This is a genomic window from Promicromonospora sp. NPDC050249, assembly GCF_040656015.1.
In the GTDB taxonomy this organism is placed as follows: Bacteria; Actinomycetota; Actinomycetes; order Actinomycetales; family Cellulomonadaceae; genus Promicromonospora.
This window is the reverse complement of sequence record NZ_JBFAKY010000002.1, coordinates 76,269-97,540: the sequence shown is the minus strand read 5'-3', so window position 1 is coordinate 97,540 and position 21,272 is coordinate 76,269. Positions and strand designations below refer to the sequence as shown.

Annotated in this window: 22 protein-coding genes; 9 read left to right on the top strand and 13 right to left on the bottom strand. The window is 72.4% G+C overall.

Features of this window, described 5'->3' with window-relative positions; all coding sequences use genetic code 11:
• Positions 1-9: 9 nt before the first annotated feature.
• The 5 genes from AB0I32_RS02060 to glgX form a co-directional block, all read right to left on the bottom strand.
• Entirely contained in the window at positions 10-810 is an 801-nt protein-coding gene (locus AB0I32_RS02060; RefSeq protein ID WP_357502325.1) for an amino acid racemase, read from the bottom strand.
• A 55-nt stretch (positions 811-865) separates the two neighbouring features.
• Positions 866-2,110 carry a carboxylate--amine ligase gene (locus tag AB0I32_RS02055; RefSeq protein ID WP_357502324.1) on the bottom strand — a complete coding sequence of 415 codons (1,245 nt, stop codon included), beginning with the start codon at positions 2,108-2,110 and terminating at the stop codon, positions 866-868.
• 77 nt (positions 2,111-2,187) lie between these two features.
• On the bottom strand, positions 2,188-3,048 hold the full coding sequence (locus tag AB0I32_RS02050; protein ID WP_357502323.1) for a PPK2 family polyphosphate kinase: 861 nt from the start codon (positions 3,046-3,048) through the stop codon (positions 2,188-2,190).
• A 59-nt stretch (positions 3,049-3,107) separates the two neighbouring features.
• The gene (locus AB0I32_RS02045; RefSeq protein WP_357502322.1) at positions 3,108-4,874 is read right to left on the bottom strand and encodes a hypothetical protein; all 1,767 of its coding nucleotides are present in this window, start codon (positions 4,872-4,874) and stop codon (positions 3,108-3,110) included.
• A gap of 70 nt (positions 4,875-4,944) precedes the next feature.
• Positions 4,945-7,083, bottom strand: a complete 2,139-nt coding sequence (gene glgX / locus AB0I32_RS02040) for a glycogen debranching protein GlgX (protein WP_357502321.1) — start codon at positions 7,081-7,083, stop codon at positions 4,945-4,947.
• Between the two features lie 141 nt (positions 7,084-7,224).
• On the opposite strand from glgX, the gene AB0I32_RS02035 reads away from it, so the two are divergent.
• Positions 7,225-7,470 (top strand): hypothetical protein, encoded by a 246-nt coding sequence (locus tag AB0I32_RS02035; protein ID WP_133249715.1) that lies wholly within the window; start codon positions 7,225-7,227, stop codon positions 7,468-7,470.
• 25 nt (positions 7,471-7,495) lie between these two features.
• Here AB0I32_RS02035 and AB0I32_RS02030 read toward each other — a convergent pair whose 3' ends face one another.
• From AB0I32_RS02030 to AB0I32_RS02015, 4 genes are all read right to left on the bottom strand, one after another.
• On the bottom strand, positions 7,496-7,771 hold the full coding sequence (locus AB0I32_RS02030) for a hypothetical protein (RefSeq protein ID WP_275001270.1): 276 nt from the start codon (positions 7,769-7,771) through the stop codon (positions 7,496-7,498).
• 71 nt (positions 7,772-7,842) lie between these two features.
• Positions 7,843-9,009, bottom strand: coding sequence for a cystathionine gamma-synthase (locus AB0I32_RS02025; protein WP_357502318.1), 1,167 nt, complete (start codon positions 9,007-9,009; stop codon positions 7,843-7,845).
• Between the two features lie 77 nt (positions 9,010-9,086).
• Positions 9,087-10,454, bottom strand: a complete 1,368-nt coding sequence (locus AB0I32_RS02020) for a cystathionine beta-synthase (protein WP_357502316.1) — start codon at positions 10,452-10,454, stop codon at positions 9,087-9,089.
• 120 nt (positions 10,455-10,574) lie between these two features.
• A complete protein-coding gene (locus tag AB0I32_RS02015; RefSeq protein WP_357502314.1) occupies positions 10,575-10,898 on the bottom strand; it encodes a DUF2277 domain-containing protein in 324 nt (107 codons plus the stop codon).
• A 92-nt stretch (positions 10,899-10,990) separates the two neighbouring features.
• Between AB0I32_RS02015 and AB0I32_RS02010 the strand changes: the two genes are divergently transcribed.
• Positions 10,991-11,569: a GNAT family N-acetyltransferase gene (locus AB0I32_RS02010; protein WP_357502313.1), complete on the top strand. Its 579-nt coding sequence runs from the start codon at positions 10,991-10,993 to the stop codon at positions 11,567-11,569.
• Positions 11,569-12,423, top strand: a complete 855-nt coding sequence (locus AB0I32_RS02005) for an LLM class flavin-dependent oxidoreductase (RefSeq protein WP_357502691.1) — start codon at positions 11,569-11,571, stop codon at positions 12,421-12,423. The genes AB0I32_RS02010 and AB0I32_RS02005 overlap by 1 nt, the downstream gene beginning before the upstream one ends.
• A gap of 37 nt (positions 12,424-12,460) precedes the next feature.
• Here AB0I32_RS02005 and AB0I32_RS02000 read toward each other — a convergent pair whose 3' ends face one another.
• The 3 genes from AB0I32_RS02000 to AB0I32_RS01990 are packed head-to-tail and all read right to left on the bottom strand — an operon-like array spanning position 12,461 to position 14,369.
• Entirely contained in the window at positions 12,461-12,934 is a 474-nt protein-coding gene (locus AB0I32_RS02000; protein ID WP_357502311.1) for a VOC family protein, read from the bottom strand.
• Between the two features lie 10 nt (positions 12,935-12,944).
• On the bottom strand, positions 12,945-13,388 hold the full coding sequence (locus AB0I32_RS01995) for an AraC family transcriptional regulator (RefSeq protein WP_357502689.1): 444 nt from the start codon (positions 13,386-13,388) through the stop codon (positions 12,945-12,947).
• A gap of 51 nt (positions 13,389-13,439) precedes the next feature.
• Complete coding sequence (locus AB0I32_RS01990) at positions 13,440-14,369, bottom strand: GntR family transcriptional regulator (protein ID WP_357502309.1); 930 nt, start codon at positions 14,367-14,369, stop codon at positions 13,440-13,442.
• Between the two features lie 170 nt (positions 14,370-14,539).
• Here AB0I32_RS01990 and AB0I32_RS01985 point away from each other — a divergent pair, with 170 nt between their 5' ends.
• The 6 genes from AB0I32_RS01985 to AB0I32_RS01960 all read left to right on the top strand — a co-directional run bounded on the left by AB0I32_RS01985 (position 14,540) and on the right by AB0I32_RS01960 (position 20,784).
• Entirely contained in the window at positions 14,540-15,769 is a 1,230-nt protein-coding gene (locus AB0I32_RS01985) for an FAD-dependent monooxygenase (RefSeq protein WP_357502307.1), read from the top strand.
• A 13-nt stretch (positions 15,770-15,782) separates the two neighbouring features.
• Positions 15,783-16,472: an FCD domain-containing protein gene (locus tag AB0I32_RS01980; protein WP_357502305.1), complete on the top strand. Its 690-nt coding sequence runs from the start codon at positions 15,783-15,785 to the stop codon at positions 16,470-16,472.
• The gene (locus tag AB0I32_RS01975; RefSeq protein ID WP_357502303.1) at positions 16,469-17,236 is read left to right on the top strand and encodes a creatininase family protein; all 768 of its coding nucleotides are present in this window, start codon (positions 16,469-16,471) and stop codon (positions 17,234-17,236) included. The genes AB0I32_RS01980 and AB0I32_RS01975 overlap by 4 nt, the downstream gene beginning before the upstream one ends.
• 99 nt (positions 17,237-17,335) lie before the next feature.
• Complete coding sequence (locus AB0I32_RS01970) at positions 17,336-18,427, top strand: poly(3-hydroxybutyrate) depolymerase (RefSeq protein WP_357502301.1); 1,092 nt, start codon at positions 17,336-17,338, stop codon at positions 18,425-18,427.
• Positions 18,424-19,995 (top strand): AbgT family transporter, encoded by a 1,572-nt coding sequence (locus AB0I32_RS01965; RefSeq protein WP_357502298.1) that lies wholly within the window; start codon positions 18,424-18,426, stop codon positions 19,993-19,995. The genes AB0I32_RS01970 and AB0I32_RS01965 overlap by 4 nt, the downstream gene beginning before the upstream one ends.
• Before the next feature lie 72 nt (positions 19,996-20,067).
• Entirely contained in the window at positions 20,068-20,784 is a 717-nt protein-coding gene (locus AB0I32_RS01960; protein WP_357502296.1) for a DUF1361 domain-containing protein, read from the top strand.
• Between the two features lie 26 nt (positions 20,785-20,810).
• Here AB0I32_RS01960 and AB0I32_RS01955 read toward each other — a convergent pair whose 3' ends face one another.
• Positions 20,811-21,260: a hypothetical protein gene (locus tag AB0I32_RS01955; protein WP_357502294.1), complete on the bottom strand. Its 450-nt coding sequence runs from the start codon at positions 21,258-21,260 to the stop codon at positions 20,811-20,813.
• Positions 21,261-21,272 lie beyond the last annotated feature (12 nt).

Genomic DNA, 21,272 nt, shown 5'->3' with positions numbered 1-21,272 from the left:
CGCCTCGGGCTATTCGTCCGAGCGCAGCCGGCGGCCCGCGCGAAGCACCGTCGCCCGGGCCAGCTCGTCGAGGGAGTCCACGAGCACGACGCCGGGCAGGAGGTGCGGCGGGGTCGCCTCCGCCGCGACCGACAGCTCGGTGCACCCCAGCACCACCGCGGCGGCCCCGCGGCGGCGCAGGTCGGCGATGACGCCGTCCAGGGCCGTCAGGTCACCCCCGCGGCCCGCCTTGACACCGTCGTAGACCAGCGACGTCACGGCCGCCTGGCCCGCGACGTCCGGGACCAGGGTCTTGATACCGCGCGCGCCGAAGGCGTCGGCGTAGACACCCGACGCGACGGTCCCCTCCGTCGCGAGGAGGCCGACCGCCTCCGGTCGCGGCCCGCTGAACCGGCCGGTCCAGGTGTCGCGCGCGAGCACCGCGGACACCGTCACGTCCACCGCTGACAGCAGCGGGACCCGCGTCGCCGCGGCGATCGCGCCGGCGAACGCGTGCGCCGTGTTGCACGGCAGCACGAGGAAGCCTGCCCCCGCCCCGGCGAGCCGCCGCGCGTCGGCGGCGAGCACCGGCCCGGGATCGTCGGGCGACCGTCCCAGCACGAACGCCGTCCGGTCCGGGACGGTGGCGTGCTGCAGCACCATCATGTCCACGTGGTCCTGGTCGCGTGCGGCGTCGGTCAGCCGGACCACGCGCTCCATGTACAGGATCGTCGCGAGCGGGCCGACCCCGCCCAGCACGCCGACGAAGCCGGCGAAACCGCCGTCCCGCTCCGCTCCTGTGTCCATGTCTGTGTCTGTGTCTGTGTCCATGCCTGTGTCCATGCCTGTATCTGTGTCGAGGTAGCCGGCACCCGACATGCCGACGTCAGGCAACGTCCTGCTCCGCCGACGGGAACGTGTCCCCGAACCCGGGCTGCGCGGGCGCCCCGCCCGGCTCCTGCAGCGGGTGGTGCTGCGCGAACTTGCGCACCTGGTTCAGCTCGGCGAGGCGTACCCAGGTGTCGCGGCGCGGCGACAGGTCCCGCCGGTACTTGAGCGGGTGCACCACGCGGGCGCCGCGCACGGCGGCGCGCAGCGCGTCGTCCTGCACGTACCTGTCCAGCAGGAAGCCCGGGACTATCCGGTACAGCACCTCGAGAGGCTCCGCGACGTCCGGCCACTGCCCTCCGAGATGGTCCGCCACCCAGTAGGCGGCAGGGTTCAGCCCGCTCGCCGTCAGGTAGAAGTTGGACCGCCCCGTGCGCGGGTTCAGCTCCAGGAAGTGCCCGACGCCGGTACGCGGGTCCACCTTCACGTCGAAGTTCGCGAACCCCGTCCAGCCCAGGTGCTCCACGAGCCGGCGGGCGTCGGCCTCGACCTGCGGGAGCCGCCCGGTGAGGATCGCGGCAGGGTTCCCGAGCGTCCCCGGCGTGTGCTCCTCGAGCAGCACGTGACCACCCCAGGCCATGCGCACCGCGCCCGCACGGTCGGAGTAGGTGGTCATGATCCGCATCTGCGCGTCGTCGCCCGGCACGTACTCCTGGATGATCATCGGGCGGCGGTAGTCCGCGTCCCCTGCCGCCTGCAGGAGCGCACCCAGCTCGGCGCGGTCCTGCACCAGGTGCACCTTCGCCTTGCCGGGAAACGACACGTGGTGCCACGCGGCGTTGTCGCCGGGCTTGGCGATCACCGGGAAGCGCAGGTCGAGGTCGCCGACCGGCTCGCCGCCGGCCCGCACCTCGGTGCGCGGGTGGGGGATCCCGAGCTCGTGGCAGAGCGCGGAGAACCGCTGCTTGTCCATCACGTGGTCGAGCAGCTCGACCGACGGGTAGGGGACCAGCGCCACGTCCTCCAGGAGCGCGCGCTGCTGTGCGAGCGCCTGCACGTACCAGTCCACGCAGGTGAGCGCGATGACCGGCCCCTCGACCGTCGCGGCGACCCGGCGGATCACCTCGACCATGACGGCGGGGTCGTCGAGGCGCGGCTCCACGACGTTGTCGATGATTCCGGAGTGCGCGACGTTGGGCGTCGGGCGGATGGACACGACTGTCGACCTGACGCCGTAGCGCTCGTGAAAGGCGCGGGCGAGGCTGTAGGCGCCGGCGTCTCCACCGAGGATGACAGGGTGCACCGCTGCGTGGTTCCTCATGTCACGTAAAACGGGCGGCGAGCGGAGAAGGTTGTGGCCCGGAGCGGGTGAAGCGCAGGTCAGCTCGCCGCGAGGCGGGCCTTCTCGGCCTCGATGGAGAAGTCGGCCGGCGGCCAGCCCAGGTCCAGCGACCGCAGGGCGCCCGTCAGCAGCTCGGTGGCCGCGAGGCGTGCGTACCACTTCCGGTCCGCCGGCACGACGTACCACGGCGCCACCTCGGTGGAGGTGCGGTCGAGCATCTCCTGGTACGCCGCCAGATACTCCGGGAGCTTGGCGCGGACGTCGATGTCCCCCGGGTTGTACTTCCAGTGCTTGTCGGGCCGTTCGAGCCGCTCGGCCAGGCGCTCCTTCTGCTCGTCCGCCGACACCATGAGGGCCACCTTCACGATCAGGGTGCCCGACGCCGCCACCTCCGCCTCGAACTCGTTGAGCTCCTGGAAGTGCTTGCGCCAGGTCTCCGGTGGTTCGAGGTGGTTGACCCGGACCACGAGCACCTGCTCGTGGTGCGACCGGTCGAAGACCCCGAGATAGCCGGGGCGGGGGAGCGCCTTGCGGACCCGCCAGAGGTAGTCGTGCTGCTGCTCCTCCTCGGTCGGGACGCCGAACCCCCTGTGCTGCACGCCCTGCGGGTCCACCATGCCGACGACGTGGCGCACGATCCCGCCCTTGCCCGCGGTGTCGAGGCCCTGCAGGACCAGCAGCACCGACCGGTCGCCGTCGGTGCGGCCGTGCGCGAAGAGGCGTTCCTGCAGCTCGGCGAGCTCCGGCCCGCGCGCAGCCATCAGCTTCTCGCCGTCCGCCTTCTTGCCGGCCCAGCCGGGCGTGGCCGACGGGTCCAGGGCGGTCAGATCGGTCCCGCGCACCCAGCGCAGGGCGTCGTCCGCCGGGGTCTTCCACAGCTTCTCGGGCTTCTTCGCCATCGGTGCTGCCTCCTTCGCGGGACCGGCAGGCGCCGGTGCCAGGGGATCAGGCTCGCAGGTCAGCTCTCCGCACGCAGCACGGCGGTCATCCGGGGCGGCACCGTGAGGGTGTCGCCGACCAGACGCGTTGCACCCGGCTCCCAGGCCGCCGCGAGCTTGAACGCCCCGGGCAGCGGCGCCTTGCCCGCCCCCTCGGCGGGCCGCAGCAGGCTCCCCAGGCGCAGCGCGGCGAGGCCGTGGCCGGTGTTGAGCACGAACGCCAGGCTGCCGCGCAGCACCGCGATGACCGACCGGTCCGCGGTGGAGCGGATCTCCAGCGGCAGGTCCAGCTCCTCGCTGATGTCGTGCCGGATGGAGATCAGGTCGCGCGCCCAGCGCACCAGGCGCCGCTCGTTCTCGTTGCGGGGGACCACGGGCGCGTGCACGGTGTCGAGCACCAGCGGGTTGCCCGCGAGGATCACGGTGGCGAGCACGCTGGAGCGGATGTCGACGTCGTCCACCCCGAGGAGGGCCGTGGCGGGGCTCTCCTCGCCCGCCCACGGAACCGTGAGCTGCGCGGCGGGGAGCCGGGTGATGTCCTCGACCACGCTCGCGCCGGCCCGGACCCGGGTGCGGCGCCCGCTGCTCTGGCTGTTCTGGCGGGTGGCGCGGCGCACCGACGGGTGCACGAGGTCGGCGAGCATCTGCAGCGCCTGGATGTCCTCGGTCTTGCCCGGCCCGGACAGGATGCGCAGCAGGATGGTGGTCAGCCGGTCGCTCCGGCCGGGCCCGTCCACGAGCAGGCTGAAGCGCCGGTCGAGCTGTTCGCCCATCCCGACGACGTAGTCCGCGAGCTCCCCGAGGAACGGGGTGGGGGAGCGGTCGACCAGGGCGTCGACGTCGAGCACCAGGCCGTCCACGTGGTACTCGCGCAGCCAGTGCCGCGCGTCGTCGACGAGGAAGTCGCGCGGACCCCGGCTGCCGCTGCCGTCGAGGTTGATGCGGTCGCCCACGAAGTCGGTGCGGACCGTCGGCGCGGACGGGACCTTGCCCGCCCGCGTGCCGATGCTCGGCACCTGTCCCGTGCGGAGCTGGATGGGCCCCGTGCGCGGGCGGTCCAGGGGCACCTGGCCGGTCCGGGGGCGCATCGCCTGCAGGGCGTGCTCGCCCGCGTCGCCGACGTCGGAGCGCGGTGGTCGCGGCCGGCCGCCGCCGCTCAGGTACGGGCCGTAGGCCTCCAGCCCGAGCTCTTCCGCGACCGCCCAGCGGTAGGGGATGTCCAGCACGACGGCGAGGCCGACGGCGTGCGCGGCGTCGATGAAGCGCTGCAGCGCACGCGGGCCGCCGTAGGGCTCGTGCACCGAGTACAGGCGCACACCGCGCGTCGGCCCGACGGCGGGGTCGAACGCGGCGACCGGCGCGAGCTCCACGCCGTGCGCCCCGAGCTCGGCGACGGTGGGCAGCAGCGCAGCGGCGGCGTCGAGCGTGCCCTCCGGGGTGAACGTCTCGACGTCCACGTGCATGAGGATGCTCGTGGAGAGGTCGGGCGGCGACCACGAGCCGTCGGTCCACTCGAACGCCGGGTCGAAGACCCTGGTGGGCCCGTGGATGCCCTGCGGCAGCCACACGCTCCGCGGGTCGGGCAGCAGCGGGCCGCCGTCGACCGAGTAGCCGTAGTCGGTGCCGTGCCCGAGCACGCTGTCGGCACCCCAGTACCCGGGCTCGCCGGCGCCGACGAGGCGCAGCGGCATGTGCTCCGGCTCGTCCTGCGGGTCGTAGGGCACGAGCACTTCGATGACACGCGCACGCGGGGCCCACACCACCGGCCTCGGCCCGGGAACGGGCATGTCAGGCCCTGGTCGGGGCGGTGGTGTGGTTCCCCCGGTTCCACTCCTCGGTCCGGTCACGGCCGACAGCCTAGCCCGGTGTTCGGCTCGGGCGGGTCAGCACCACGACGCTGCGTCCCGTCACGGTCAGTCCGGTACCGGCGTCCAGCACGGTTCCGGGCTCCGCGCTGCCGTCGGTGTCCAGCACGACCGTCCAGGCCTTTCCGTAGGCACCGGGCGGCAGAGTGAAGTCCAGGGCCCCGGAATGGGCGTTGAGCAGCAGCAGGAACGAGTCGTCGACCACCCGCTCGCCGCGCCCGCCGGTCTCGGAGATCGCGTCGCCGTTCAGGAACACCGCGACCGTCCTGGCGTACGACTGGTGCCAGTCCGTGTCGTCCATCCGCGCGCCCGTGAGGTCGAGCCACTCGACGTCCCCGAGCGCGTCCGTGCCGCTGCCGTCGAAGAACCGGCGGCGGTGCAGGATCGGGTGGTCGCGGCGCAGCCGGACGGCCTTCCGGGCGAACTCCAGCAGCGCCGCACTCTCGTCGTCGAGCCCCTCGGGTCCGCCCCAGTCCATCCAGGAGAGCTCGTTGTCCTGGCAGTAGACGTTGTTGTTGCCCTGCTGGGTGCGACCGAGCTCGTCACCGTGCGCGATCATCGGCACGCCCTGGCTCAGCATGAGCGTGACCAGCAGGTTGCGGCGCTGCCGGGCGCGCAGCTCCCGGATCTCCGGGTCGTCGGTGGGTCCCTCGACGCCGCAGTTCCACGACCGGTTGTGGCTCTCGCCGTCCTGGTTGTCCTCCCCGTTGGCGTCGTTGTGCTTCTCGTTGTACGACGTGAGGTCGGCGAGCGTGAAGCCGTCATGGGCCGTGACGAAGTTGATGGACGCGCTGGGCATGCGGCCGCTGTGCTCGTACAGGTCGCTCGACCCCGTCAGGCGGGAGGCGAACTCCGGCAGCGTCGACGGCTCCCCGCGCCAGAAGTCGCGCACGGTGTCGCGGTAGCGGCCGTTCCACTCGGTCCACAGGGACGGGAACCCGCCCACCTGGTACCCGCCGTCGCCCAGGTCCCAGGGCTCGGCGATCAGCTTGACCTGGGAGATCACCGGGTCCTGGTGCACGATGTCGAAGAAGGCGCTCAGCCGGTCGACCTCGTGGAACTGGCGGGCCAGCGTGGCCGCCAGGTCGAAGCGGAACCCGTCGACGTGCATCTCCTCGACCCAGTAGCGCAGCGAGTCCATGATGAGCTGCAGCACGGCGGGGGAGCGCATGAGCAGCGAGTTGCCGGTGCCCGTGGTGTCGAAGTAGTGCGCCTCGTCGCCGTCGACCAGCCGGTAGTAGGCGGCGTTGTCGATGCCGCGGAAGCTCAGGGTCGGCCCCAGCTGGTTGCCCTCGGCGGTGTGGTTGTAGACGACGTCGAGCAGCACCTCGATGCCCGCCTGGTGCATCGCCTTGACCATGGCCTTGAACTCCATGACCTGCTCGCCACGCGAGCCGTAGGCCGCGAACCCGTTGTGCGGGGCGAAGAACCCGATGGTGTTGTAGCCCCAGTAGTTCGTCAGGCCCTTGGCCGCGAGCGACGGGTCGGTGACGAACTGGTGCACCGGCATCAGCTCGATCGCCGTGACGCCCAGCTTGGTCAGGTGCTCGATGACCGCGGGGTGGGCCAGCCCCGCGTACGTGCCGCGCAGCTCGTCGGGGACGTCGGGGTGGCGCATCGTGAGGCCCTTGACGTGCGCCTCGTAGATCACCGTCTCGTGGTACGGCGTGGCCGGCGGGCGGTCGTGGCCCCAGTCGAAGAACGGGTTGACCACCACCGAGACCATCGTGTGGCCCAGCGAGTCGGAAGCCTCCGGCGTGGTGCCCGTCGTGGTCTGCTCCACGTCGTCGAACGAGTACGAGAACAGGGACGGGTCGTCGTCGAGGTCGCCGTCCACCGCCTTGGCGTACGGGTCGAGCAGGAGCTTCGCCGGATTGCAGCGGTGGCCCGACGCAGGGTCGTACGGCCCGTGCACGCGGTACCCGTACCGCGTGCCGGGGCCGACGCCGGGCAGGTAGACGTGCCACACGTGCGCATCGGTCTCGGTGACGGCGACGCGGGTCTCGGTGTCGTCGTCGGCCAGGAGGCACAGCTCCACCTTCTCGGCGACCGACGAGTAGAGCGCGAAGTTGGTACCCGTACCGTCGAACGTCGCGCCGAGGGGGTAGGGGCGCCCAGGCCAGGTTTGCATCCGATGATCATCACACCCCGGCGGCGCAGGTGGGGGGAGATCTGCGTGCCGGGCGTGCCGTCGCGGTGGAGGCTTGGCAAGGATTGGAAATACTGTGCCAAGCGGATGTGCGACCGGACCGATTTCTGCGAGAATGTGTTCATGATCACGGGGGAACCCCAGCCCGCCACCGAGCCCGCCGACTCAGGTCCGACCGATCTGGTCGACGAGTCGAACGCCTTCTACGCACGTATCGCGCCGCCGGCCGTCCGCCGCGCCGCAACCCGCCGGGGCCTGCTCGGCGGAGGAGACGCCTCCAAGGCGCCGCGCAACCTGGCCGACTGCGCCCTCGACCCGATCTCCGGATCCTCGAGCGGCGTGTCCTGGGACGACCCGGAGGAGCTCTGACGGGCCCCGCCCACCGGTAGCCCCGTCAGCGGGGCAGCCGTCCAGGGCCCACGGGGATGAGGCGGGGCATGCCCGCCGGCGCTACCTGGCTCAGGGCCAGGTAGCGCGCCTCTGCCCTGTGCAGGCGGATGTGCTCGTCGAGCGACCACTGCGGCCCGTTGGTCAGCGTCATGCCGCAGGAGCAGTCGATCTCCTCGCGGTCGCCGGGCAGGTGCCGCACGAGACCCACGGTGACGTGGGAGGCGCGGGCATCTGCCTTGGCCCGGTGCATGGCAGCGCTGACGGGCGCGTGTTCGCTCACGCCCCCAGGCTAAGCGTTGAGTGCGTGGTATCTGCCCTCTCGAGCGCTCCGAGAGGGCAGGTACCCAGCACTCAACGGACGCGGTCGAGGGCCTGCAGGACGTCGTCCAGGAGGTCCGTCACGTCCTCCAGGCCGACCGACAGGCGCACGATCGACGGCGACACCTCGGCCTCGGTGCCGCGCACCGAGGCGTGCGTCATCTCGCTCGGGTAGTTGACCAGCGACTCGACGCCGCCGAGCGACTCGGCGAGCAGGAAGACCCGGGTCGATTCGGCGAACGTGCGTGCGGCGTGCTCCCCGCCCGCCAGCTCCAGCGAGATCATGCCGCCGAAGCGCGACATCTGGTGCGCGGCGGTCTTGTGGCCCGGGTGGTCGGGCAGGCCGGGGTAGAGCACGCGCGCCACCGCGGGGTGCTCGACCAGGCGCTCCGCGAGGGTCTGGGCGGTCTCGGAGTGGCGCTGCATCCGCACGGAGAGGGTCTTGATGCCCCGCGTGGTCAGGAACGCGTCGAACGGGCTGGACACCGCGCCCGCGGCGAACTGCACGTAGCGCACCTGCTCGGCGAGCTCCTCGCCCCCGTTCGCCACGACCACCGCCCCGCCGACGACGTCGGAGTGCCCGCCGAGGTACTTGGTCGTGGAGTGCACCACGACGTCGGCACCGAGGTCGAGCGGGCGCTGGAGGGCGGGCGACGCGAACGTGTTGTCGACGACCAGGAGCAGGCCCGCCTCCCGGGCGAGGCCGGCGAGCGCGGGGATGTCGCTGATCTTCATCAGCGGGTTCGACGGCGTCTCGACCCACAGCATCTTGGACTCGGGCCGGATCGCGGCACGTACGGCGTCGAGGTCGGCGGTGTCCACCGTCGTGTGCTGGATGCCTGCCTTGCCGTGGATGGTGCGGACGAGCCGGTGCGTGCCGCCGTAGACGTCGTTCGGCACGAGCACGTGGTCCCCGGGCGCGAGCACGGCCCGCAGCAGCGCGTCCTCGGCGGCGAGGCCGGACGCGAACGAGATGCCCTGGGCGCCGCCCTCGATGGCCGCGAGCTGCTCCTCCAGCGAGGTCCGGGTCGGGTTGCCCCCGCGGGAGTACTCGTACCCGCCGCGCAGCCCGCCGATGCCGTCCTGCACGTAGGTGGAGGTGACGTGGATCGCCGGGATCGCGTCGCCGGTCGTCGGGTCGGGGTGCTGTCCCGCGTGGATCGCGAGGGTGTCAAAGCGGTTGGGTCGGACGTCGGTCATGGTGCTCTCTCTTCGAAGGTTCACTGCTGCGAGCTGATGCAGGGGGAGGGGCGGGCCCTGGCGGGCGGCGCGGTGGGTCAGACGGCGAGGTAGTCGAGCAGGTCCGAGCGCGACACCACGCCGAGCGCCTTGCCGCCGTCGGTCACGAGCAGGGCGCCGTCGGTCGCGAGCGCCGTGCGCAGCGCCCCGACGGGCTCGTTGACGCCGACGAGCGGCAGCGGCCTGCCGATGAGCCCGCCCACCTCGTCGGAGAGGTTGACCTTGCCGGCGAACACGCCGTCGAGCAGGTCGTCCTCGTGCACGGCGCCGGCCACCTCGCCGAGCACGACCGGCGGTTCGGCGGCGAGCACGAGGAGCTGCGAGACGCCGGTGCGCGTCATCCGGTCGATGGCGTCCCGGACGGTGTCGGTCCGGTACACGTAGACCAGCGGCGGGGTGCGGTCCGCCTTCGCGGCCAGGACGTCGGCGACCGTGTGGTCCTCGATCGCGGGCGAGAACCCGTAGGACCGCATCCAGGTGTCGTCGAAGATCTTGGCGAGGTAGCCGCGGCCGCCGTCGGGCAGGAGAACCACCACGACGTCGTCCGGCCCGAGGTCGCGGGCGGCGCGCAGGGCCGCGACAACCGCCATACCGCTGGAACCGCCCACCAGGATGCCCTCCTCGCGCGCCAGGCGCCGGGTCATCGCGAACGACTCGGCGTCGTCCACGGCGATGATCTCGTGGGGCACGGTGGGGTCGTAGGCGGTCGGCCAGAAGTCCTCACCGACGCCCTCGACCAGGTACGGGCGGCCGGTGCCGCCCGAGTACACGGAGCCCTCGGGGTCGGCGCCGATGATGCGCACCGCGCCGTCGGACACCTCGCGCAGGTACCGGCCCGTGCCGGTGATCGTGCCGCCGGTGCCGACGCCCGCGACGAAGTGGGTCACCTTGCCCTCGGTGTCCCGCCAGATCTCGGGCCCGGTCGTCTCGTAGTGGGAGCGCGGGCCGTTCGGGTTGGAGTACTGGTCGGGCTTGAACGCGCCGGGGATCTCACGCACCAGCCGGTCGCTCACCGAGTAGTACGACTCGGGGCTGTCGGGTGCGACCGCCGTCGGCGTGACGACCACCTCGGCGCCGTACGCCGTGAGCACGTCGCGCTTGTCCTTGCCCACCTTGTCGGGCAGCACGAAGACGCACCGGTAACCGCGCTGCTGGGCGACCAGCGCGAGGCCCACCCCGGTGTTGCCGGAGGTCGGCTCGACGATGGTGCCGCCGGGCCGGAGCTTGCCCTCCCGCTCGGCCGCCTCGATGATGCGGCCGGCGATGCGGTCCTTGGACGACCCGCCGGGGTTGAGGTACTCGAGCTTGACCAGCACGGTCGCGCTGGTGACGCCCTCGGTCACCCGGTGGAGCCGGACGAGGGGCGTGTTGCCGACGAGGTCTACTACAGAATTGGCGTACTGCACCTGTTTTTCTTCCTGTTGCTGGGCGCGCGACGATACGCGCGGACGACGGATGGGTCCGGGGTCAGCGACAGCAACAGGTGAGCGGTGCAAGCACACGACAACTGTAGGGGTACGAGCCGCTCAGTGCGAGTGCGCGATGCCCAGCTCGTGCATGCGTTCGTGCTCCTCGCGCTCCTTGATGCGCTGCGCGATGCGCTCCTGGACCTCCGCGCGGCGCAGCGGAGGCACCGTCTTGGGCGGCTGACGGCGTTCCGGCAGCGCGTCGAGCAGGCGCGTCACGATCTCCGCGATCTCCTGCGTGGCCTGCTCGACCGGCTCTCGTGTGGCGTCACTCACCTTGGTCACGCCCGTGACCTTGCGCACGAACTGCAGCGCGGCGGCGGTGATCTCCTCGTCGGTGGCGGCCGGTTCGAGGCCGCGTAGCGTCGTGATGTTTCGGCACATGCTCCGACCGTACGCCGGGCGGCGTCCGCGGGGGAGGGGGCGGGATGGGTAAGCCTTGGCGGGACCGGCCGACCGTGCGGCAGGGTAGGGGCATGCAACCTTCTGCCGACACCGCGCCCGGTGCCACGCTCGGGGTCCGGCCCGCGACCACCGTGCGCGAGGCCGCCGCCGAGGACTGGCCGGACCTCTGGCCGATCGTGCGCGAGGTCGTGCGCGCCGCCGACACGTTCTCCTACGACCCCACCATGACCGAGGCGCAGGCCCGGGCGGCCTGGCTGGATGCCCCGGTGCGGGTGGTCGTCGCGGTGCGCGACGGCGTCGTGGTCGGCACCGCGAACATGTATCCCAACCGGCCGGGCCCGGGCAGCCACATCGCCTCGGGCAGCATCATGGTCGACCGGGCCGTGCGCGGCACCGGCGCAGGCCGGGCGCTCGTCGAGGACATGATCGCCTGGGCTCGCCGCGACGGGTATGCCGCCATCCAGTTCAACGCCGTGGTCGACACCAACGCGGGCGCCGTCCACCTGTACGAGAGCCTCGGCTTCGTGACCCTCGGCATCGCGCCCGGCGCGTTCCGGCACCCCGAGCTGGGCGATGTCGGGCTGCGGATCATGTGGCTCGAGCTGCGTGGACCGGCCGGCCGGGCCGCGACCGGGGAGGTCGGTGCGTGATGCGGTACTCCGTGAACATCCCGAACTTCGGCGACTTCGCCGATCCCCGCACCGTCGCGACCGTGGCACGTGCCGCCGAGGACGCCGGCTGGGACGGCCTGTTCGTCTGGGACCACGTGGTGCACAGCAAGGAGATGCGCCGCGGCCTGCCGTTCGGCGACCCGTGGATGCTCCTGACCGCCGCGGCGCTCGCGACGTCGCGACTCCGGCTGGGCACCCTCGTGACCCCGGTGGCCCGTCGACGCCCCGAACAGCTCGCCCGGCAGGTGGCGACGCTCGACGCCGTCAGCGGCGGCCGCGTCATCTTCGGCGCGGGCCTCGGCGGGCCGGTCGAGGACGAGTTCGGCAGCTTCGGCGACGAGACCGACCCGGTGGTGCTCGCCGAGAAGCTGGACGAGGGGCTCGACCTGCTCGCGCGCTACTGGGCGGGGGAGCGCGTCGACCACGCCGGTACGCACTACGTCGTGCGGGACGTGGAGCTGCTCCCCGCGACCGTCCAGCAGCCCCGGCCGCCGGTCTGGGTGGGCGGGTTCTGGCCCAACCGCCGCCCGTTCCGCCGGGCCGCGCAGTGGGACGGCGTGGTCCCGCTGTTCGCGTCCGGGCACGGTGTCCCGCCGACGCCGGACGAGGTCCGCGCGGTCGCGGCGTACGTCGCGGGGCACCGCACGTCGGAGGGCCCGTACGACGTCGTCACGGGTGGGCGTACGACGCCGGAGGCGGCGGCCGACGTCGTCGGGCCGCTGGCCGAGGCCGGGGCGACCTGGTGGGACGAGCGCGGGCTGTACGCGTCGCCCGACCTGTACTCGAGCGCCGCCGTGCTGCGGCGCGTGGAGGCCGGGCCGCCGCGGCCCTGAGCCTGGGCCCGGTCTCGGCCCCGGTCCCGGCCGGTCGTCAGCCGTTCGGCTGCGCGCCGCTGCTCCAGCGGGCGATGTCCTCGTCGGTCACCTCCACCGGACCGGTGCCCGGCTGGGTGACCCGGATGTGGTTGCCGAACGGGTCGCGCAGGGCGCAGTCGATCCCGTACGGCTGCTCGACCGGCTCCTCGGTGAACTCGACGCCCTTGGCACTGAGCTCGGCGTACGTGCGGTGGCAGTCGTCGGTGGTGAGGATGCACGCGACGCCGAGCGCGCCCTTGGTGACCAGGTCCCGGACCTGGGCCGTGACCTCCTCGCTCAGCGAGGGCGGCCCGGGCACCTCGAGGAGCAGGTGGCGGTCGGGGTCGGCCGGCAGGGCGATCGTCAGCCAGCGCATGAAGCCCATGTCGACGTCATTGGTGACCTCGAACCCGAGCTTGCCGACGTAGAAGTCGAGGGCTTCGTCCTGGTCGAGGACGTACACGGAGGTGATGGAGATGTTCTTGAACATGCCGGTCACGCTACGGCGCTCCCCGGGCGGCGCGCTTCTCCGAAACTGCTCGGCCTGAGACGGCCTGGTCAGAGGGGCGCAGCCAGCTCTTCGTGAAGCAGACGGGAGCCGCGACCGGTCGCGTCCGCCGCCGGTACTCCGTCGGCGAGACACCGACGATGTCGCTGAAGGTGCGGCTGAAGGTTCCGAGGCTGTTGAACCCGACCATGAGCGCGACGTCGGTCACGGGGTGCGCGGAATCGCGCAGCAGCGCCATCGCCCGCTCGATGCGCCGCCGCTGCAGGTAGCGGTGCGGCGTCTCGCCGAACGCGGCCCGGAAGCTGCGGCTGAAGTGCGACGGCGAGACGTGGGCGATGCGGGCCAGCGTCGGCACGTCGAGCGGCCGGCCGTAGTCGCGGTCGATGGCGTCCCGGGCACGCAGCAGCCGGCGGTTCTCCTGCTCGCGCGGGGACATCGCCTGGCCCGCGCGCGGGCGGCTCACCGTGCTGGACGTCACGCGGTCAGCCTACGGCGCGGACGGTGCGTCGCCCAGGAACACGGCGTACCCGTCCAGCAGGCGGGCCAGGCCGAACTCGAAGAGCGAGTCGAGGGTCAGGTCGATGTCGGTCGACGTCGCCGCCGAGATCTGGGGGAAGCGGCGCGGGTCCGCGACGGCACGGAGGTCCGGGAGGGCCCTGTCCGTCCATTCCTCGTCGGTCAGGCCTGAGTCCTGCTGGGCCAGCAAGGCCGGCTCGATGCTGACGCCGACCCCCCGCGCGAGCTGGACCACGGAGACCGCGAGGTGCATCCGGGTGTCGAGGTCGAGGGGCCGCCCGGGTATCGCGTCGAACGCCGCGAGCAGGGCCTCGGTGTGGGCCATGCCGTGCGGCAGCACCTGCGGGCGCGTCATGGACATCACGTGCGCGGCCCACGGGTGGCGCTGGAACGCGCTCCACATCGTGCGGGCGCACGTCTCGGCGCGGGCACGCCAGTGGCGGGGCAGCGGCTCAGGAAGGGGCGACTCGGCGTAGACGGCGTCGAGCATGCGGGTGAGCAGCTCGTCGCGGCTTCGGACATGGCGGTAGAGCGACATCGTCGGGATGCCGAGATCGGTCGCGATGCGCCGCATCGAGAGCCCGCCCAGCCCTTCGGTGTCGGCCACGGCCATGGCGGCGCGGACGACGTCGCCGCCCGTGGGTAGCCGTCGGGCGGGTGACCCGGCAGGTCTGCTCGTCCCCGCGTTCGCGCCCGCGGCGACCACCGTGCCGACGCCCCGTCGCACCTCCACCAGCCCGTCGCGGCGCAGGGCGCCGAGCACCCGGCTGGCGGTGGCCATGGCGACGCCGTGCTCGGCGACGATGCGCCGCGTGGACGGGACCAGGTCGCCCGCGGCGAGCGCGCCGGACCGGATCCGGGCCCGGATCTCGTCGGCGATCCGTTCGGAGGTGGTGGTCATCCCGGCTCCCTGTACTAGTGCACCTCGCGGGCGTCGGCGGTGCTCTGCCGGGCGCGGCACCGATGCCGCGACCGGTGCACTATCTGCTGCACTACCGGACGATTCACCAAGCATAGGGCGGCTCGTACGGTGTACGAGTCAGCAGCACGAACGACCCCTCAGGAGCAGCCATGACCCACGTACTCGTCTCCGGCGCCGGCGTCGCCGGACCTGCCCTCGCCTTCTGGCTCCGCCGGTACGGCTTCGACGTCACCGTCGTCGAGCGCGCCCCCGCACCCCGGCCGGGCGGCCAGGGTGTCGACGTGCGCGGCGCGGGCCGCACCGTCCTGGACCGGATGGGCCTCACCGGCCAGGTGCGGGGCGCGCACACAGGCGTGCGCGGGATCGCCTACCTCGATGCCCGGGGCCGGCGCACGGTGGAGATGTCCGCCGAGCAGTTCGGCCACTCGGGCGGCGTGATCGCCGACCTCGAGATCCTGCGCGGTGACCTCATGCGGATCCTCCTGGACGCCACCGAGGGCGTCGAGTACCTGTTCGACGACAGCATCACGGCGCTCGACCAGCTTCCCGACGCCGTGGCGGTCACCTTCGAGCGGTCCGCGCCGCGGCGCTTCGACGTCGTGGTCGGCGCGGACGGCGTCCACTCCGTGACGCGGCGCCTCGCCTTCGGCGGAAGGTGGCGGTCCGTCGACGGCGGGTACCACGGCGCGGTGTTCACCGTCGACGGCGGGCAGCAGCCCGGCCCGTGGGGGCTCGACGGCTGGGAGCTCCTGTACCCGATGCCGGCAGGCAACGGCGTCCAGGGCCGGAACATCCTGCTGTACCCGGCGCACGGCGGGGTGCGCGGCATGGTCAACTTCGCCGGCCCTCCGATCGGCTACGACCGGCGCGACATCGCCGCGCAGAAGCGGATCGTCGCCGACGTCCTGGCCGGTGCGGGCTGGGAGGTGCCGCGCCTCATGGACGCGATGTGGCGCGCGGAGGACTTCTACCTCGACCGGCACGTCCGGATCGAGATGCCGTCGTGGCACCAGGGCCGGGTGGCACTCCTGGGTGACGCCTGCACGGCGGGGTCGGTCGGGATGGGCACCTCGCTGGCGCTGGTCGGGGCCTACGTGCTGGCGGGCGAGCTCGCCCGGGCCGACGGCGACCCTGGGCCGGCCTTCGCCGCCTACGAGGCGCTGATGCGGCCGTACGCGCAGGCCAACATGAAGCAGCTCCCGGGCGGGACCAGGGCCTTCCTGCCGTCGACGGCGCTCGCGATCCGGACGCGCGCGGCGGTGATGGGGGCGCTGCTGAGGACCCCGCTCGCCGGCCTGATGATGGGGGGCATCGACAAGTCGGTGGACGCGATCGACCTCCCGGACTACGCGACGCTTGACCGCGGAGTCATCAAGTGATTTAGTCACTTCCATGACTCAAGGTAGAGCCTCGTTCTCGGAGCAGCTGGCGGACGACATCGTCGAGCTGATCCGCTCCGAGAGCCTCGGACCCGGCGACGTGCTGGAGCCCTCCCGCGACCTGGCCAAGCGGTTCTCCGTCACCACGCCCACCGTCCGGGAGGCCCTGCGGCGGCTCGAGGCCACCGGCGTGGTCGAGCTGCGGCACGGCTCCGGCACGTACATCGGGCCGGGCCTCGAACGGTCGGTCCTGGCCAACCCGCACCGCCCGCACATCACCAGGGCCTCGGTGATCGAGCTCGTCCAGGCCCGCCTGGTCATCGAGCCCGGCATCGCGGCGCTCGCCGCGAGCGCCCGCGACGCCGCGGGGCTGCAGCGCCTGGAGGCCGCCACGGCGACGGCGCTGCAGCCCCCGGTGCACGGGTTCCGCCCGGCGCTCAACTTCCACGTGGAGCTGGCGGCGGCGTCGGGCAACGGGCTGCTGCGCGAGACGGTGGAGGCGCTGCTGCACGTGCGGGCCCCCGAGCAGACGGAGATCCGGTTCCGGTACGACGACCGTCAGCGGGACCACACGGAGCACCTGGCGATCCTGGGGGCGGTGCGCGACGGCGACGGCGCGGCCGCCGAACGGCTCACCCGGGAGCACCTGACGACCATCCGGGAGTCGCTGGAGGCGGCGGACTTCGGCGGGGACGCGTCGTGAGGGCGCCGGTCCGCCTGGCGGAGATGACGACGCGGGAGGCCGCCGACGCCGCGGCGCTCGGCACGATCGTGCTGATCCCCGCCGGTGCGCTGGAGCAGCACGGGCCGGGCATGGCGCTCGGGACCGACCTGTTCCGCGCGGAGGCAGTGGTGGATCGGGTCGCCGCGAACCTGGCCGGCCGGGTGGTGGTGGGCCCGTCGCTCCCGCTGGGGGTGTCGCCGCACCACATGGCGTTCGCCGGCACGGTGACGCTGACGACGGGGACGTTCGCCGCCGTCGTGCGGGAGTACGTGACGAGCCTGCACACCCACGGCTGGACGCGGTTCCTGGTGGTGACCGGGCACGGCGGCAACAACGCGACGCTGACGACCGTGGCGCAGGACCTGCTGGTCTCGCACCCCGGGGTCCAGCTCGCCTGGTCGCCCCTGACCTCGCTGGCCGGCGACGCGGTGGCCGCGATGGACCCGAGCGCCGTCCACGGGCACTCCGGCGAGGCCGAGACGGCGCAGATGCTGCACATCGCACCGCACCTGGTGCACACCGACCGGCTGGTGCCGGGCACCACCACCCCGGACCAGCTCGATGCCGTCTCCCGGACTGCGCGCCACCACGCGCAGCCGGCGCTCACCCTCCCGTACGACCGGCTCAGCCCCAACGGCGTGCTCGGCGACCCGCGCCGCGCCACCGCCGAGGACGGCGCGGCGATCGTGAAGGCCATGGTCGGCCGCATCACGACGTTCCTCGAGGAGTGGCTGGCCGCATAGCCGGCCCCTCGCACCCGCTGAACCGAACCCCACGACGCACCTGGCCCGCCAGGTGTCCATCCCGTCATGCCCGGACACGGGCATCAAGAAAGGACTCGCATGTCAACGACGACAGCATCATCCGCCCCCGCAGGCGCCGGGGGAGCCCGACGGCGGTCAGGCCGGCGCGCCGCGCTCCTGGTCGCGCTGGGGCTCGCGGTCTCCGGCCTCGCCGGTTCGCTCGGGGCCACCACGGCCTCCGCCGTACCCGCGCTGCCCGACGCCGCGACGCCGCCGTCCGCCGTCGCGCACGTGGGCAGGGCGACCTCCGCCGGATGCGGGACCGACCCGGGCCAGGCGCCTGGCACCAGCGTGCTGCGCACGCTCACGAGCGACGGCCGCGAGCGGACCGTGCAGCTGCACCTGCCCGACGGGTACCGCAGCGACCGCGCCTGGCCGGTCGTGCTCGTGTTCCACGGTCGCGGCAACACCGGCGCGGGGACCGAGGCGTTCTCGGGGCTCGACGCCCTGCCGGCGATCGTGGCCTACGGCAACGGCGTGGTCGGCACGGGCGACGGCGACCGGCAGGCCTGGGAGGGCGCGCCCTACTCGGCGCCCGGGGTCGACGACATCGCCTACACGAACGACCTGCTGGACACCCTGGAGTCGGACCTGTGCGTCGACACGCGGCGCGTGTACGCGACCGGCAAGTCCAACGGCGCCGGCTTCACCGGGATCCTCGCCTGCGAGCTGTCGGACCGGATCGCGGCGATCGCGCCCGTGGCCGCCGCCTTCTACGGGACCGGCCACCCGACCTGCGTCCCGGAGCGTCCGGTCCCGGTGATCGAGTTCCACGGCACCGCTGACGCCACCATCCCGTACGACGGCGACGCCGACCGCGGCCTCCCGGCGATCCAGGACTGGGCAGGCGGCTGGGCCGAGCGGAACGGGTGCGCCACCAGGCCGCGCGTCGAGGAGACCGCCGCCGACGTGACGACCTACCGCTGGACCCGGTGCGACCGCGGCGCCGACGTCACGCACGTCGCGGTGCTCGGTGGCGGCCACACCTGGCCGGGGGAGGACAGCTACTCCGGCGGCGGCTACGCGACGCACAGCATCGAGGCCCACGAGGTCATGTGGGAGTTCCTGCACGACGAGCGCCTGCCGGTCCGGTTCCTGGCCGAGCGCGCCGGACAGGGGGCGGCATCGTGACCACCACGTCCACGCCCGGCACCGCCGGGACACCCGGAACCTCGGGTCCCGAGCCGGACCGCCTGCCCCGTGTGCTGCGCGCGCTCGCCGTCGTCGAGCGCCTCGGCAACGCCCTGCCGCACCCGTTCTGGCTGTTCTGGATCCTCGCGGCGATCCTCGGCGTGACCAGCGCCGCGCTCGCGGCAGCGGGCGTCTCCGTGGTCTCCCCGGCAGACGGCGAGGAGGTGGTGGTCCAGAACCTGCTCAGCGGCGAGGGCCTGGCCATGGCCGTCTCCACGGCCGTCGACAACTTCGCCACGTTCGGCCCGATGGGCACCATCGTCGCCGTGATCATGGGCGTCGCCATCGCGGAGCGCACCGGCTTCCTGTCGGCGGCCATGAAGGTCTCCGTCTCCCGCGTGCCCGTCGGGTGGGTCGTGTTCGCCGTCGCGTTCGCCGGCACCGTCTCGCACGTCGCGAGCGCCGCCGCCTACATCATCCTGGTGCCGCTCGGCGGGCTCGCGTTCCGGGCGGTCGGCAAGTCGCCGATCCTCGGCGTCGTCGTCGCCTACACGTCCATCGCCTCCGGGTACGACGCGAGCCCCGTACCGACGCCGAACGACGCCATCTTCGCGGGCATCACCACGGAGGCCGCGCGGATCATCGACCCGAACGCCTACGTCTCGCCGGTCAGCAACTGGTACTTCAACATCGCGTCGTCGCTGCTGCTCGCGATCGTGATTACGCTGGTCACCAACCTGGTGCTGGCCAAGCGGCCCGACCTGGACGCCGACCCCGACGCCGACCTGGACGACGTCGAGGGCCTGGAGCTGTCGCCGCGCGACCGGTCCGCGCTGCGCGCCGCGATGCTCAGCGGCCTCGTCGCCATGCTGGCGGTCGTCGCGGTGGTGCTGCCGCCGTCGTCCCCGCTGCGTGGCGAGGGCGGGAGCCTCACCGAGTCACCGCTCCTGGACGGGATCGCCGCGATCGTGGCCGTGCTGTTCGCGCTGGTCGGCATCGTGTACGGCTGGCGGTCCGGCGCGATCACCCAGGCAGCCGACGTGCCGCGGCTCATGGCCGAGGGCGTGCGCCAGATGGCACCAGTGCTGGTGCTGTTCTTCGCCATCGCGCAGTTCCTCGCGTACTTCGACTGGACGCACATCGGCGACGTCATCGCCGTCAACTCCGCGGAGGCCCTGGAGTCCACGGGCGTACCGATCTGGGCGGTGTTCCTCGCGATCCTCGCACTGCTGTCCCTGGTCAACGTGCTCGTGACCAGCGGCTCGGCGATGTGGGCGCTCGCGGCACCGATCGTGGTGCCGATGCTCATGCTGCTGGACGTGCCAGCGGAGACCACCCAGGCGCTGTTCCGCATCGCCGACTCCGGGTCGACGGCGATCACGCCCATGAGCCCGTACTTCATCATGGCGCTCGGCTTCCTCCAGCGATATCGCAAGAGCGCCGGGATCGGCACCCTCGCGTCCTACACGCTGCCGCTGGCCGTGTGCATGACGCTGGCATGGACTTGCCTGTTCTTCGCCTGGTGGGCGCTCGGCATCCCGCTGGGCCCGGGGGCGCCGGTGCGGTGACGCGGGCCGCGGCTCGCTCCTGTGGCCCCGTCGTCGAGCGCGACGGCGGGGCCACAGCCAGGATGAGTGGTGATGAACGCGATCCTGCTGCTGCCGCTCGGCATAGTCCTGCTCAACGTCTTCGCGCTCGCCCTGGTGCTCCTGCGCGCGCCCCTGTTCCGGCTGCCGGTGTACTGGCCGATGGTGCTCAACGTCGGGCTGTCCGTCGCGCCGGCGGTGGTGCTCGGGATCGGGCTGCTGCTGGTGCTGGCGGTCATCACGTTCGCCCCGAACCAGGCACTCATGCTCACCGTGATCGCGGTGGTGCTCGTGGTGTGGGTGCTGCTGCTGCCGAACGCGGCCTACCTGGTGACCGAGCTGAACTTCTCCCACCGGAGGCCCACCAACGATCCGGCACCGCTCTGGTACGACATCGTGATGGTGCTGTCCCTGGCGCTGTCCGGCGTGCTGAACATGCTGATGAACGTGCTGCTGGTGCAGTTCGCGTACGTGCTGATCATGCGGCCCAACGACGACGACCCGTACCGCCAGCCCGACTCCTGGGTGCTGGTGGCGGTCGCACTCGTGCTCGTGAGCGTCGGTATCTACCTGGGCCGCTACATCCGGTTCAACTCCTGGGACCTGCTGCACCCGGGGTCGTTCGTACGCAAGCTCGCTGAACACCTCCGGGTGCCGGCGCACCTGCGGACGCTGGCCGGCTTCGTCGTCGTGCACACGCTGTTCTTCGGGCTGACGTACCTGCTCGTGGTCGCACCCGTGGTGCTGATGGTGGCCGCCGTCAGCCGGTGAGCCGACGGCGGCCACGACCGGCCGCGTCAGCCGCAGTTGCGCCAGCCGGTCACGAAGCTGTCGTACAGGCTCCCGCTCGAGATCTCGCCCTTGACCTTGACGCAGTGCCCGTTCGTGTCGTTCCGGTACGACGCGCCGGCGTACGAGGCGTAGGTGCCGAAGTCGTAGGAGTTCCGGTCACCGCTGTCCAGCACCCTGTTGTTGTTGTCGTCCACCCACAGGGAGACCCCCGTGGGCACGCTGCCCGCCAGGTAGTTGTAGGTGACGACGCAGTTCTGACCGCCGCTCACCGACGAGTACCAGAGCTCGGTGCGCCCGAGGGACGTGCCGCCGTCGCTGAGGTACCAGGTCTCCAGCTTGGTGCCGGAGCACGACGACTTGATGGGACCGTAGGACTCGGCGCTCGCGGGCGTCGCCAGGAGCGTGACTGCGGCAAGGGCACTGATCACTACGGCTACGGGTCGTCTGAACCTCATGGTTGTCTCCTT

What these genes read in the sequence shown, in the direction of transcription:
- AB0I32_RS02010 (WP_357502313.1), top strand. Translation starts at nt 10,991, where the DNA reads ATGCAACCTTCTGCCGACACCGCGCCCGGTGCCACGCTCGGGGTCCGG.
- AB0I32_RS02045 (WP_357502322.1), bottom strand. Translation starts at nt 4,874, where the DNA reads ATGCCCGTTCCCGGGCCGAGGCCGGTGGTGTGGGCCCCGCGTGCGCGT.
- AB0I32_RS02050 (WP_357502323.1), bottom strand. Translation starts at nt 3,048, where the DNA reads ATGGCGAAGAAGCCCGAGAAGCTGTGGAAGACCCCGGCGGACGACGCC.
- AB0I32_RS01970 (WP_357502301.1), top strand. Translation starts at nt 17,336, where the DNA reads ATGTCAACGACGACAGCATCATCCGCCCCCGCAGGCGCCGGGGGAGCC.
- AB0I32_RS02015 (WP_357502314.1), bottom strand. Translation starts at nt 10,898, where the DNA reads ATGTGCCGAAACATCACGACGCTACGCGGCCTCGAACCGGCCGCCACC.
- AB0I32_RS01995 (WP_357502689.1), bottom strand. Translation starts at nt 13,388, where the DNA reads ATGTCCCCGCGCGAGCAGGAGAACCGCCGGCTGCTGCGTGCCCGGGAC.
- AB0I32_RS02000 (WP_357502311.1), bottom strand. Translation starts at nt 12,934, where the DNA reads ATGTTCAAGAACATCTCCATCACCTCCGTGTACGTCCTCGACCAGGAC.
- AB0I32_RS02005 (WP_357502691.1), top strand. Translation starts at nt 11,569, where the DNA reads ATGCGGTACTCCGTGAACATCCCGAACTTCGGCGACTTCGCCGATCCC.
- AB0I32_RS01980 (WP_357502305.1), top strand. Translation starts at nt 15,783, where the DNA reads ATGACTCAAGGTAGAGCCTCGTTCTCGGAGCAGCTGGCGGACGACATC.
- glgX (WP_357502321.1), bottom strand. Translation starts at nt 7,083, where the DNA reads ATGCAAACCTGGCCTGGGCGCCCCTACCCCCTCGGCGCGACGTTCGAC.
- AB0I32_RS02035 (WP_133249715.1), top strand. Translation starts at nt 7,225, where the DNA reads ATGATCACGGGGGAACCCCAGCCCGCCACCGAGCCCGCCGACTCAGGT.
- AB0I32_RS01990 (WP_357502309.1), bottom strand. Translation starts at nt 14,369, where the DNA reads ATGACCACCACCTCCGAACGGATCGCCGACGAGATCCGGGCCCGGATC.
- AB0I32_RS02060 (WP_357502325.1), bottom strand. Translation starts at nt 810, where the DNA reads ATGGACACAGACACAGACACAGACATGGACACAGGAGCGGAGCGGGAC.
- AB0I32_RS01985 (WP_357502307.1), top strand. Translation starts at nt 14,540, where the DNA reads ATGACCCACGTACTCGTCTCCGGCGCCGGCGTCGCCGGACCTGCCCTC.
- AB0I32_RS02025 (WP_357502318.1), bottom strand. Translation starts at nt 9,009, where the DNA reads ATGACCGACGTCCGACCCAACCGCTTTGACACCCTCGCGATCCACGCG.
- AB0I32_RS01955 (WP_357502294.1), bottom strand. Translation starts at nt 21,260, where the DNA reads ATGAGGTTCAGACGACCCGTAGCCGTAGTGATCAGTGCCCTTGCCGCA.
- AB0I32_RS01960 (WP_357502296.1), top strand. Translation starts at nt 20,068, where the DNA reads ATGAACGCGATCCTGCTGCTGCCGCTCGGCATAGTCCTGCTCAACGTC.